This window comes from Adlercreutzia sp. ZJ242, from assembly GCF_011038995.1.
Lineage (GTDB): Bacteria > Actinomycetota > Coriobacteriia > Coriobacteriales > Eggerthellaceae > CAAEEV01.
In genome coordinates this window covers 1-12,340 of sequence record NZ_JAAKEE010000017.1, presented here as the reverse complement: position 1 = coordinate 12,340, position 12,340 = coordinate 1, and the positions used below count along the sequence as shown (strand labels likewise).

At 67.9% G+C, this 12,340-nt stretch carries 10 protein-coding genes and 1 other RNA gene; 10 read left to right on the top strand and 1 reads right to left on the bottom strand.

The window, feature by feature from the left end:
* Positions 1-20: 20 nt before the first annotated feature.
* A complete protein-coding gene (gene leuB / locus G7Y49_RS05790) occupies positions 21-1,124 on the top strand; it encodes a 3-isopropylmalate dehydrogenase (protein WP_165171981.1) in 1,104 nt (367 codons plus the stop codon).
* A gap of 24 nt (positions 1,125-1,148) precedes the next feature.
* Positions 1,149-1,523 carry a NifB/NifX family molybdenum-iron cluster-binding protein gene (locus tag G7Y49_RS05785; protein ID WP_165171980.1) on the top strand — a complete coding sequence of 125 codons (375 nt, stop codon included), beginning with the start codon at positions 1,149-1,151 and terminating at the stop codon, positions 1,521-1,523.
* A gap of 78 nt (positions 1,524-1,601) precedes the next feature.
* Here the strand turns inward: G7Y49_RS05785 and G7Y49_RS05780 are convergent, their stop codons facing one another.
* Positions 1,602-4,559 (bottom strand): hybrid sensor histidine kinase/response regulator, encoded by a 2,958-nt coding sequence (locus tag G7Y49_RS05780; protein ID WP_165171979.1) that lies wholly within the window; start codon positions 4,557-4,559, stop codon positions 1,602-1,604.
* Between the two features lie 236 nt (positions 4,560-4,795).
* On the opposite strand from G7Y49_RS05780, the gene hisS reads away from it, so the two are divergent.
* The 8 genes from hisS to dnaX form a co-directional block, all read left to right on the top strand.
* Positions 4,796-6,106 (top strand): histidine--tRNA ligase, encoded by a 1,311-nt coding sequence (gene hisS / locus G7Y49_RS05775; protein ID WP_165171978.1) that lies wholly within the window; start codon positions 4,796-4,798, stop codon positions 6,104-6,106.
* A 338-nt stretch (positions 6,107-6,444) separates the two neighbouring features.
* Positions 6,445-8,223, top strand: coding sequence for an aspartate--tRNA ligase (gene aspS / locus G7Y49_RS05770; protein ID WP_165171977.1), 1,779 nt, complete (start codon positions 6,445-6,447; stop codon positions 8,221-8,223).
* Between the two features lie 276 nt (positions 8,224-8,499).
* A complete protein-coding gene (locus tag G7Y49_RS05765) occupies positions 8,500-9,105 on the top strand; it encodes a recombinase family protein (RefSeq protein ID WP_370519610.1) in 606 nt (201 codons plus the stop codon).
* Between the two features lie 27 nt (positions 9,106-9,132).
* Positions 9,133-9,363, top strand: a complete 231-nt coding sequence (locus G7Y49_RS05760) for a hypothetical protein (RefSeq protein WP_165171974.1) — start codon at positions 9,133-9,135, stop codon at positions 9,361-9,363.
* A gap of 227 nt (positions 9,364-9,590) precedes the next feature.
* On the top strand, positions 9,591-9,860 hold the full coding sequence (locus G7Y49_RS05755; RefSeq protein ID WP_165171972.1) for a helix-turn-helix domain-containing protein: 270 nt from the start codon (positions 9,591-9,593) through the stop codon (positions 9,858-9,860).
* A gap of 126 nt (positions 9,861-9,986) precedes the next feature.
* Positions 9,987-10,080: signal recognition particle sRNA small type (gene ffs / locus G7Y49_RS05750), an RNA gene on the top strand.
* 139 nt (positions 10,081-10,219) lie between these two features.
* Positions 10,220-10,879 carry a VTT domain-containing protein gene (locus G7Y49_RS05745; RefSeq protein WP_165171970.1) on the top strand — a complete coding sequence of 220 codons (660 nt, stop codon included), beginning with the start codon at positions 10,220-10,222 and terminating at the stop codon, positions 10,877-10,879.
* Positions 10,880-11,035: 156 nt separating this feature from the next.
* Positions 11,036-12,340: DNA polymerase III subunit gamma/tau (gene dnaX / locus G7Y49_RS05740; RefSeq protein WP_241157283.1), on the top strand; the 1,305-nt coding region annotated here is incomplete at its 3' end.

Genomic DNA, 12,340 nt, shown 5'->3' with positions numbered 1-12,340 from the left:
CGGGTTTTGAAAGGAAGAGCATGACGAACTACAAGATTTGCCTGCTGCCGGGTGACGGCATCGGGCCGGAGATCATCGCCGAGGGCGTGAAGGTGATGAACGCAGCGGGCGCGAAGTACGGCGTCACGTTCACGTGCACCGAGGCGCTCATCGGCGGCTGCGCCATCGACGCGGCGGGCACGGCGCTGCCGGACGAGACGCTTGAGGTGGCGAACGCCTCCGACGCCGTTCTCCTGGCGGCGGTGGGCGGCCCGAAGTGGGACACCACCGACCCGGCCAAGCCGCGTCCCGAGCAGGGGCTTCTGGGCATCCGCAAGGCGCTGGGCCTCTACACCAACCTGCGCCCCGTGCAGATCTTCAACGCGCTGGCTGACGCCTCCACGCTCAAGCCCGAGGTCATCGACGGGGTCGACATGATGATCGTGCGCGAGCTCACGGGCGGCCTGTACTTCGGGAAGCGCGAGCGCTTCTACGACGAGGAGGGCGCCGGCGCAGGCGGCGCGCGCGGGCAGCGCGCCTACGACACGCTCGAGTACCGCGAGTACGAGATCGAGCGCATCGCGCGCCAGGCGTTCGAGGCCGCGCGCAAGCGCCGCGGCAAGGTGACGAGCGTCGACAAGGCCAACGTGCTCGAGACGAGCCGCATGTGGCGCGAGGTCGTGCACCGCGTGGGGGAGGAGTACCCCGATGTGGAGCTCGAGGATCTGCTGGTGGACAACACCGCCATGCAGCTCATCAACCGCCCGGCCGACTTCGACGTCGTGGTGACCGAGAACATGTTCGGTGACATCCTGTCTGACGAGGCCGCGCAGATCACGGGCTCGCTCGGCATGCTGGCGAGCGCGAGCCTGGGCGACGGCGTGGCGCTCTACGAGCCGAGCCACGGAAGCGCGCCCGACATCGCGGGGCGCGGCATCGCCAACCCGCTCGCGCAGATCCTCTCGGTGGAGATGATGCTGCGCTACAGCTTCGGCATGACGGAAGCTGCCGACGACATCAAGCGCGCGGTGACCGAGGTGCTCGACGAGGGCTGGCGCACCGGCGACATCAAGGACGCCGAGACGCCCGCCGACCACGTGGTGGGCACCGTGCAGATGGGCGACCTGGTAGTCGCGCACCTGTAAGGCCGATTTGCAGAGGAGAGACTCATGAGCAACACGTTCAAGCTGGCCGTGCCCACGCTGGGCGAGGCGGGTCTGGAGGGCGAGCGCAGCGGGCACTTCGGCCACTGCGACTGCTTCACCATCGTCGACATCGCCGACGGCGAGATCACCGCGGTCGGCGTGCTCGACAACCCGCCGCACGAGGAGGGCGGCTGCCTGCGCCCCGTCAAGCTGCTGCATGACGCGGGCGTCGACGCCATCGTGGCGGCCGGCATGGGCATGCGCCCGATGATGGGCTTCGCCGACGCGGGCATCACGGTGTACTTCGAGAACCGCACGCCGAACGTGGGCGACGTCGCCAAGCTGGTGGCTGCGGGCGAGGTGCCCACCATGGGCCCCGAGAACGCCTGCCACCACTAGGCAAGGACCAAGGCAAAAAGCAAGAGCAAGAGGGCGCCCGCCAGCAGGTGGGCGCCCTCTTGCTCTAGGCGGAAAGCCCTATCGCGGCATCCACTTGCTCAGCATGCGCGCGAGCGACTCGATATCCAGGGGCTTCGCCATGTGGTCGTTCATGCCCGAGGCGTGCGCGTGGCGGATGTCCTCGACGAACGCGTCAGCGGAGAGCGCCACGATGGGGATCTCCGCCAGGTCCGGCCGCGCGACGGCCGCCGCGCGAATGGCGCTCGACGCCTCGTATCCGTCCATGACCGGCATCTGGATGTCCATCAGCACGATGTCGTAGTAGCCGGGGTCGCGGTCGAGCAGCATGTCAACCGCGATCTGGCCGTTCTCGGCGTGCTCCACGACGGCTCCGGTCATGCCGATGAGCTCTTGGGCGATGGCGGCGGCCATCATGTTGTCCTCGGTCAAAAGGACGCGCCTGCCGGAGAAGGCGAGCCCCTCGAGGATGGCCCGCTCGTCTATCGCGTCCGCGGTCTTCCCCGACAGCACCTCCTGCATCACCCGCACCAGGCGGCTGCGGAACAGCGGCTTCGAGATGAACGCGTCCACGCCGACCTCGCGCGCCTCCTGCTCGATCACTGACCAGTCGTAGGCGGACAGGATGATGATGGGCACGCTCTTGGTGACCACCTGCCGGATGCGCTTCGCCGCCTCCAAGCCGCTCATCTGGGGCATGCGCCAGTCCAGGATGATGGCGCGGAACGGGTCGTCATCGGCTTCGGCGGCTTGGACGGCGTCGATGCCCTCCTGGCCGGAGAGCGCGAAGGCGGAGCGCATCCCGATGTTCTCGAGCAGCATGCAGGCTCCTTCGCAGGCAGCCTCCTCGTCGTCCACCACCAGCACGCGCACGCCCTGCAGGTCGCTGAGGTCCTCCCGGCCTCCGTCGCGCAGCTTCAGGTGAACCACGACGGTGAACGTGGTGCCCTCGCCCTCCTTCGACGTGACGTCGACGGTGCCGCTCATCAGCGAGACGACGCTCTTCACGATGGCCATGCCGAGGCCCGTGCCCTCTACCTTGGTCGTGCGCGAGTCGTGGGCGCGCGCGAAGGGCTCGAAGATGACCTTCAGGAACTCCTCGCTCATGCCGCAGCCGGTGTCGCTGAAGGTGAACTCGTAGCAGCCGCATTCGGGGATGCGGCTGGGGAGCTCGGCGATGCGCAGCCCGATGGTGCCGCCCTCGGGGGTGAACTTCACGGAGTTGCCCATGATGTTCACGAACACCTGCTGGAGGCGGGTGGGGTCGCCGATCACGTGCTCGTGCTTGATGTCCGTCAGCTCGACCTTGAGCTCCTGCCCCTTCGAGGCGATCTGGGGGTTCATGATGCTGATGAGGCTCTCGACGGACTCGGACAGGTTGAAGGGCTCGTCTGCCAGGCCGATGGTACCCGACTCGATCTTCGCCATGTCGAGCACCTCGTTGATGAGCCCGAGCAGATGCTTGCTCGCGGCGGTGATGTTGTTGAGGCACTCGTGCACGCGGTCGGGGTCGTCCGCGTGCATGCTGGCGATGGCGGTGAGCCCCATGATGGAGTTCATGGGCGTGCGGATGTCGTGCGACATGGAGTTCAAGAAGTCGCTCTTGGCCCGGGAGGCGTGCTCCGCTGCCCGGAACGCGTCTTCCAGGGCGATGCGGCTCGCGATCTCCCGCTCCTTGGCGCTCGTGATGTCCTGGACGGCGACGAGCAGGCTGATCGGCTCGCCTTCGGCGTCGCGGTTCAGGCACAGGGTGGAGGACTGGAGCCAGCGGCCGCCGGCTTCGTCGGTCGTCCGCCACTCGTTCTTGACGTAGGGCTCTCCCGAGCGGAGCGCCTTCCTCGCGTCGCTCTCGTCGAGGAAGAGGGCGGCTGGCGCGTCGCTGGCCGAGCTGTCTATCTGCGCCTTGAAGTGGGCGCGCAGATCGCGGTAGCTGCCTCTCGCGGGCAGGCTGCTCTCGGCGTTGTCGTTCTTCAGAAGCTCGTAGGTGCCGTCAACCAGGTTGATGGACAGCAGATTGTTGAAGAGGTTCGTCGACACGTCGATGATGCGGTTGGCCTCCTGCCGCTCGAGCAGCAGCTCCTGGTTTTTCGCCCGCGCCTGCAGCAGGAAGACCGCGATGACGACGACGCTCGCGATGAGCATGCCGATGATGACGATGACGCCGGAGGCGTTCGCCTCCGAGATCATGCTGTTGGTGATGGCTGAGGGGAACGAGCGCACGAGCACCCAATCGTAGGAGGGGAGCTTGATCAGGAAGGTGTTGCCCGTCCCCTCGGACGTGCGGTACGTGAAGTCGGCGGCGGCTCCTGCGGAGGTGGCCTCGACCAGGTCGTTGATGCTCGCGCCGTCGAACTCCTTGTCGACGAACACCTCGCTGATGTTCTCGGCGTCCTCCCTGGTGGGATCGGCTTGCGCGACCACGGTGCCGTCGGCTGTGCACAGGTAGGTGGGGGTGGTCTGCCCGTAGAACTCGGTGGTCATGGCCCCGACGAGGGTGTCCTCGTGAAGCACCGCCACCAAGACGCCGGTGACGTTGTCGCCGTCGTATACGGGGGCGTAGAAGGCGAGGATGTTGTTGCCGTCGAACAGGGCGTTCTCGACGAAGCACACGCCGCTTTCGCCCTGCATGCCCGCCTGGTAGTAGAGCCGGTCGGAGGCGTCGGCGATGACGCCTCCGCCGTTGTAGGCGGTGCCGTCGGCGGTGACGTAGAACGTGTTGTCAAACTGGGAGCTGGCGTAGTCGGCGATGACGTCCTCGGCGCTGATGTCCTCGTCCTTGAGCGCGCGCTCGCAGATCTTGGCGGCGCCCCTCAGGTTGCTGAGGGCGCCGTCGAACACGTCGTTGATGCGCCGCGCCGTCTGGTTGGCTGACGTCTCGAGGTACTCGTTGGTCTGGCTGATGACGCGCTGGGAGTTCACGCTCATGAACAGGAGCAGCGCCGTGGCGAGGATGGCGGCGGCTGCGCAGATCGCCAGAAGGCGGTTGCGCGTTTCTCTTTCGGTGCGTGGCTTGCCCATCAATGACCCCATATGCTCGGAAGTTGGCTCTCTGCACGAGGCAGCTCGCAGGCTCGTGCGCATCGCAGGTCATTATATAAGTTCACGCGGCCTGGCGCAGGGGTCCCCGCGGATAAATTCGAGGGAATTCGACGCGGGGGCTCCCGCGTCCCCGGGCGGCGCGAATGCCTCGCCGCTTTCCGCGCGTCTGCGCTACAATGGTCAGGTTTACGGTTACGGCAGAGAAGGACTCACCCATGGCAATCCAAGCACCCGAAGGCACCAAAGACCTGCTTCCCGACGAGGCGCTGTTCTGGACGCACTTCAAGGCGGTGGCGGCGCGCGTGTTCGGCGCGTACGGCTACGTGCCCATCGAGACGCCCGTCATCGAGCAGACCGAGCTCTTCGTGCGCGGCATCGGCGAGGCCACCGACGTGGTGAGCAAGGAGATGTTCACCTCGCTCTCGGGCGAGAACCTGAAGAAGCTGCTTTCCGGCGGCACCGTCAAGAGCAAGAGCCGCCTGTCGATGCGCCCCGAGGGCACGGCGGGCGTGGTGCGCGCCGTGGTGCAGCACGACCTGGTGCCGCAGGGCGCGGCGCCGGCGAAGCTCATGTACGCGGGCCAGATGTTCCGCGCCGAGCGCCCGCAGAAGGGCCGCCAGCGCCAGTTCAACCAGGTGGGCGTGGAGTGCCTGGGCGCCGAGGAGCCCACGGTCGACGCCGAGGCCATCATCATGCTCATGCGCTTCTACCGCGAGATCGGCATTCCCGCCTCCGACACGCGTCTGCTCCTCAACTCCATGGGCTGCGACGCGTGCCGCCCGGCGTACCGCGAGCAGGTGCGCGCCTACATGGCCGAGCATGCCGACGAGCTGTGCGAGACGTGCATGACGCGCGCGGAGCTGAACCCGCTGCGCGCCTTCGACTGCAAGAACCCCGGCTGCGCGGCCGTGATGGAGGGCGCGCCGAAGATCACCGGCCATCTGTGCGACGACTGCCGCGAGCACTACGAGACGGTGAAGGCGCTGCTCGACGGCGCGGGCGTGGCCTATGCGGAGGACGCCAAGCTCGTGCGCGGCCTCGACTACTACACGCGCACGGTGTTCGAGGTGCAGGTGGACAACGGCATGGGCAGCCAGAACGCCATCGGCGGCGGCGGGCGCTACGACAAGCTGGCCGAGGAGGTGGGCGGCCGGCCCACGCCGGGCCTCGGCTTCGCGCTGGGGTACGAGCGCTGCGTGCTCGCGCTGCAGGCGGCGGGCGTGGAGTTCCCCCGCGCGCAGAGGTGCGACCTGTTCGTGGCGTGCGTGGACGCGAGCGTGCGCACGGCGGCGTTCTCGCTCGTGCAGCGCTGCCGCGACGCGGGGATGGCGGCCGACATGGACCATCAGAAGCGCAGCCTGAAGAGCCAGTTCAAGCTGGCCGACAAGCTCGGCGCCGCGCACGTGGCCGTCCTCGGCCCCGACGAGCTGGCGGCCGGCCAGGTGAAGCTGCGCGACATGGGCACCCACGAGGAGCGCCTCGTGGCGCTCGAGGACGCGGTGCCCGCGCTCTTGGCGCAGGGCTAGGCGGGCAGCGCGCGCGGGCCTGCCGCCGCGCAGCGCGTTCCCGTGCGCGGGCCTGCCGCCGCGTGGCGCGCCCCCTGCTCGGCCGCGCTCTTAGCGGGGAATTAGCCGCGGGGGAGTGATTTTCCCGCTCAGACGCGGGGCTTCTGTCGTACAATAATCAAGTTTGGGATAAGCTCCCCTCGCCTGCGCGCCTGCGACAGCGCGTCTGCGTGCCGCGCGGGCCGCCGCGACGCGCCGTCATGCCGTCGCGCATCGCGTCTCGCGCATGCCGTGCCTTCGCGCGCCGCCGCGCGCAGGCGAGGGGTGGAAGCTAAGAGGCTCAAGGAGAACGAACTGTCATGGCAGATCTGAAGAACGAATACTGCATGCACACCGCCACCTGCGGCGAGCTGCGTGCGCAGGACACGGGCCGCGAGGTCGTGCTCACCGGCTGGGCGTGGCACAACCGCGACCACGGCGGGCTCATCTTCTGCGACTTGCGCGACCGCGAGGGCTACACGCAGATCGTGGTCGACCCCGACTGCGTGAGCGCCGAGGACTTCGCGCGCGCCGAGCATCTGGGCCGCGAGTACGTGCTGAAGGTCACCGGCAAGGTGCGCGAGCGCGCCGCCGAGGCCGTGAACCCCAACATGGCCACGGGCGAGATCGAGGTCCTGGCGAGCGCGATCGAGGTGCTCAACACCTCCGTCACCCCGCCGTTCTCCATCGAAGACGGGATCGAGACCGACGAGACCACGCGCATGAAGTGGCGCTACCTCGACATCCGCCGTCCCGAGATGTACGCCTCGCTGCGCCTGCGCCACACGGTGGCCCAGGCGATGCGCCAGGCCCTCAACGAGCGCGGCTTCCTCGAGATCGAGACGCCCATCCTGGCGAACTCCACGCCCGAGGGCGCGCGCGACTACATCGTGCCGAGCCGCCCGAACCCCGGCAAGTTCTACGCGCTGCCGCAGAGCCCGCAGCAGTTCAAGCAGATGCTCATGTGCGCGGGCGTCGAGCGCTACTACCAGATCGCGCGCTGCTTCCGCGACGAGGACCTGCGCGCCGACCGCCAGCCCGAGTTCACGCAGGTGGACATCGAGATGTCGTTCGTGCAGGGCGAGGACGTCATGAACATGATGGAGGGCGTCATGGCCGAGACGCTCGCCGCCGCAGGCGTCGAGCACGCCTTCCCGCTCGAGCGCATGCCCTACGCCGAGGCCATGGAGCGCTTCGGCTGCGACCGCCCCGACACGCGCTTCGGCATGGAGCTCGTGAACCTCACCGAGATCGTGCGCGGCTGCGGCTTCGGCGTGTTTGCCCGCGCCGTCGAGGCCGGCGGCGTGGTGAAGGCCGTCAACTGCAAGGGCGCCGGCGACTGGAGCCGCGGCGACGTGGAGAAGCTCGCCGACATCGCGGCGGCCAACGGCGCGAAGGGCATGGCCTGGATCGCCTTCACGTCCGACGGCAAGGAGAAGAGCCCCATCATCAAGTTCTTCGAGGAGGACGTGTATGCGCGCCTCAAGGAGGCCATGGGCGTGGAAGCGGGCGACCTGCTGCTGTTCGCGGCCGACAAGGCCGAGGTGGCCAACGCCGTGCTCTCGGCGCTGCGCCTGCACATGGCCGACCGCCTGGGCATCCCGCGCGAGGGCCACAGCCTGCTGTGGGTGGTGAACTTCCCCATGTTCAAGTACGACGAGGACGAGAAGAAGTACGCCGCCGAGCACCACCCGTTCACGCACGTGCTCGACGAGGACCTGGACCGCATCGAGACCGAGCCCCTGGCGTGCGGATCCTACAGCTACGATTTGGTCATGGACGGCTTCGAGGTGGGCGGCGGCACCATCCGCATCCACAACGCCGAGGAGCAGCGCCGCGTGCTGCGCGTGTGCGGCCTGACTGACGAGCAGATCGACGAGAAGTTCGGGCACCTCATCCACGCGCTCGAGCTGGGCGCCCCTCCGCATGGCGGCATCGCGCTGGGCCTCGACCGCCTTGTCATGCTGCTGGCGGGCAAGGACTCCATCCGCGACGTCATCGCGTTCCCGAAGACGTCGAGCGCAAGCGATCCCATGACGGGCGCGCCGAGCGCCGTCACCGGCCGGCAGCTCAAGGAGGTCAGCCTCCGCACGCTGTAGGCGCTGCCGCGCGGCCGTCTCCACGTGCCGCGCCCCCACGCGCCAGCATTGCTTTACCTCGAGCGTCCGGCCTTCTGGCCGGGCGCTTTTTCATTCCGGGAGTACGAGACGCGAAAAACGCTCAACCCTACGGCTAGGCAATTCGAAGGAAAGCGAGGTTGAGGTATGGAGCGGAAGACTTTGACGGTGGAAGCGGAGACGAGGGCGACAGGGTCACAGGCGACGGAGCCGCAGGCGGCGCGGCCGTCCGACAGGCGCGAGAGCGCGCGCAAGGCGGTGGTGTACGGGTACGCGCGCGTGTCGGCACGTGACCAGAACCTGGCGCGTCAGATCGACGCGCTGCTGGAGTTCGGCGTCAAGCGGCGGCTCATCTACGAGGATCGCGCGAGCGGGCGCGACTTCGACCGCCCGGGGTTCCGGCGGCTGATGCGCCGGCTGCGCGCGGGCGACGTGGTGGTGGTGAAGAGCATCGACCGGCTGGGCCGCTGCTACAGCGAGATCCTCGAGCAGTGGCGCGTGCTCACCAAGGAGCGCGGCGTCGACGTGGTGGTGCTCGACATGCCGCTGCTCGACACGCGCACCCGCGTGGACGGCGTGACGGGCGCCTTCTTGGCCGACGTGGTGCTGCAGCTTCTGAGCTACGTGGCGCAGGTGGAGCGCGACAACATACGCCAGCGCCAAGCCGAGGGCATCGCCGCAGCCCATGCGCGCGGCGTGCGCTTCGGCCGCCCGCGCCTCGAGCGTCCCGAGCCCTACGGGGACGTGCTCGAGGGCTACTTGGCGGGCCTGCTCACGCGCAAGGAGGCGTCGGCCGCCCTCGGCGTGAGCACGGCCACGTTCGACCGCTGGAAGCGGGAGGACGTGGAGCGGCATGTCGTGTAAATCGTCATTAACGCCTGAGAATCTGCCATGAGCGACGGGGAAAATGATACGAACAGCTTGATAACCATGCTGAGAAAAGGTAGACTTTTTGAGGAAGTCGACGAGCGTGAAAAGCAAGCTGAAACGAGGGGTTTTTTCAGCGGTTCGGCACGCAAAACGCGCCAAATGCGCGCAAAAGGGGGCGCTGAGAAAAAGTCTACCTTTTCTGCGTTCGTGATGACGGGGTGCTTTTGGAAGGCCGCACGAATAGGGGCATGACCGGGGGCCATCCATGAAAACAGCAGGGGGAGCGCCGCCCCGAGGCGGGGTGGCGTTTTTATCGCGCCTCGCTCTCTCTGCTGACCATGCTCGCGCCGAATGTGGCTGACTTCGGCAAATCTGCAGGTGAATAGCTTGAAGGATCGTTTGCGCCACGGCGGGGCCCGAACTTGCCGCGGTACGCGTTCGGCGCTCGAACTGCGCCGTAGAGAGGGGGACGGTGGCTTATGGGCAGGTTGAGCAGCAAGGAGGGGGCCTCTCGGCTCACGCCGCTGCAGCAGCGCATCTTAGGGTTCATCGTCGAGCGCTCGACGATGGGCGGCGGTCACGCGTACTGCACCAAGCGGGAGATCGCCGAGTTCATGAACTGCAGCGCGAAGAGCGTGGACCGCGCGATCGTGCGCCTGCGGTCCGAGGGCGTGATCGAGTCGCATCCCCGCTTCAACGAAAGCGGAGGCCAGGAGGGCAACTCCTACCGCGTGGCGGCCTCCGAGTAGCCTCGGCGCCGAGCCAGCCTCTTTCGCCCCTTCCGCCGCCTTCTCGTGGAGTTTTGGAGAACCTGCTGATTTCGACGGGTTTGCCCTTCGTTCCCCTATACTGGGTCGGGTGCTTGCGAGTGCATCGAACGGGCCTGGGCGGCGCCACGTTCCGAACCTGGTCAGGTCCGGGAGGAAGCAGCCATAAGGGACCGCTGACGAGCGCCCATGCCTGTTCGGTGCACTTCTCAGCGCGCTGCGCCCTGCGCTCGCGCTGGCTTGCACGCCGTGCGCAGCCGCCGTCATGCGGCTTGCGGCCAAAGAAATGCTCGCTTGCAGTGCCAACCTCCGGGTTGGCATTATCGTGTGAAGGGCTCTTTGTGGAAATCATCAACTTTTTCGTCAACCTGCTGAAGGACCCGCGCGGGCAGATCGCCGCGTGGATCATCGCGCTGGGGCCGGTGTGGGTTTACACGCCGCTGTTCCTCATCGTGTTCATCGAGACGGGCCTGGTGTTCTTCCCGTTCCTCCCCGGCGACTCGCTGCTGTTCGCGGCGGGCGTGTTCTCGGCTGACGGCGGCGGGCTCAACGTGGTGGCCACGCTGCTCGTGTTCTACACGGCGGCCATCCTCGGCAACACGTCGAACTACTGGATCGCGCGCTTCTTCGGCAAGCGCATCATCGACTCCGGCAAGGTGAAGGCGCTCACGCCCGAGCGCATGGAGAAGCTCGACCACTTCTTCGAGAAGTACGGCGGCCTCACCATCGTCATCACGCGCTTCATGCCGTTCTTCCGCACGTTCGCGCCCTTCATCGCGGGCACCGGCCACATGAACTTCGCGAAGTTCACGTTCTACAACTGCGTCGGCGGCATCTCGTGGGTGAGCCTGTTCGTGCTGGTGGGGTACTTCTTCGGCGGCATCCCGCTCGTCCAGGACCACTTCGAGGTCATCGTGCTCGGCATCGTGGCCGTGTCGGTCGCGCCCGCCGTCATCGGCGCCGTCAAGGCCGCCATGAGCTCCCGCAAGAACAAGAAATAGGGGGCTGGACGGCGCGCGCACGGCTTGGCGCGGGCTTGCGCGGCTTGGCGCGGGCGCGCATGGCTTGACGCGGGCGCGCATGGCTTGACGCGGGCGCGCGGACGGGGGTTTGCGCTATGATGGGCGGGTAACCTTTTACTGAGAGAGGCGCACCGCATGGCAGAGGCACTGTATCGCAAATACCGTCCGCAGATCTTCGAGGACGTGGTGGGGCAAGAGCACATCGAGCGCACCATCAAGAACGCCATCGAGTCTGACAAGGTGAGCCACGCGTACCTGTTCACGGGCCCGCGCGGCACCGGCAAGACCACCACGGCGCGCCTGCTCGCCAAGGCGCTGCTCTGCCAGGGCGGCCCCACGCCCGAGCCCGACGGCACGTGCGAGGACTGCGCGATGATCGCCGCGGGCGAGCACCCCGACGTCTACGAGCTCGACGCCGCGTCGCGCACGGGCGTGGAGAACGTGCGCGAGGAGATCATCGGCCGCGTGCAGTTCGCCCCCACGCGCGGGCGCTACAAGATCTACATCATCGACGAGGTCCACATGCTGTCGACGGCGGCGTTCAACGCGCTGCTCAAGACGCTCGAGGAGCCGCCGAGCCACGTGGTGTTCATCCTGGCCACCACCGACCCGCAGAAGGTCCCCGAGACCATCCACTCGCGCTGCCAGCGCTTCGACTTCCGCCGCATCTCGAACGAGGCCATCGTGTCGCGCCTCGGCGCCATCTGCGTGGCCGAGGGCGTGGAGTTCGAGGGCGAGGCGCTCGACTTGGTGGCGCATCGCGCGGAAGGCGGCATGCGCAACGCGCTGACCTCGCTCGAGCAGCTGATCGCGTTCGGCGAGGGCCGCGTGACCATGGAGGTCGCCGAGCGCATGCTCGGGTCGCTCGCGGTGAGCGAGCTGGGCGAGATCGTGCGGTTCGTGGGCACGCGCGACGTGGCGTCGTGCTTCCGCTGGACGGCCGAGTTCGTGGAGACGGGCGCCGACCTGGCGCAGTTCACGCGTGACTTCGCCGAGCACGTGCGCAACATGTACGTGCTGTCGCTCACCGGCGCCGACGTGGCGCTCGACGTGAGCGAGAGCGTGCGGCGCGAGCTGGCCGAGGAGCTGCCGCTGTTCGGCCCCGACCGCCTCGCGCGCCTGCTGGGCGTTCTGGGCGACCTGTCGGCCGAGCTCAAGTCGTCGACCAACCCGCGGCTGTCGTTCGAGATCGCGCTCACGCGCATGGTGCGGCCCGACTCCGACCTCACGCTCGAGGCGCTCGCCGAGCGCGTGGAGGCGCTCGAGGCGGGGCACTCGGCGGTGGCGCACGTGGTGGGCGCAGGCGCGGCGAGCGTGGGCGTGGGTGCGGGTGCGAGCGTGGGCGCGGCGGGTGCCGGTGCGCCGGCGGGCGTTGGCTCAGGCGCGCCGGCGGAGCGTGGCGAAGGGACCGTGCGCGAGCCGGTGGTCGCGCAGCAGGCG

Bases quoted from the DNA above. Each gene is read 5' to 3' on its own strand.
- leuB (WP_165171981.1), top strand. From the start codon at position 21: ATGACGAACTACAAGATTTGCCTGCTGCCGGGTGACGGCATCGGGCCG.
- G7Y49_RS05785 (WP_165171980.1), top strand. From the start codon at position 1,149: ATGAGCAACACGTTCAAGCTGGCCGTGCCCACGCTGGGCGAGGCGGGT.
- G7Y49_RS05780 (WP_165171979.1), bottom strand. From the start codon at position 4,559: ATGGGCAAGCCACGCACCGAAAGAGAAACGCGCAACCGCCTTCTGGCG.
- hisS (WP_165171978.1), top strand. From the start codon at position 4,796: ATGGCAATCCAAGCACCCGAAGGCACCAAAGACCTGCTTCCCGACGAG.
- aspS (WP_165171977.1), top strand. From the start codon at position 6,445: ATGGCAGATCTGAAGAACGAATACTGCATGCACACCGCCACCTGCGGC.
- G7Y49_RS05760 (WP_165171974.1), top strand. From the start codon at position 9,133: ATGAGCGACGGGGAAAATGATACGAACAGCTTGATAACCATGCTGAGA.
- G7Y49_RS05755 (WP_165171972.1), top strand. From the start codon at position 9,591: ATGGGCAGGTTGAGCAGCAAGGAGGGGGCCTCTCGGCTCACGCCGCTG.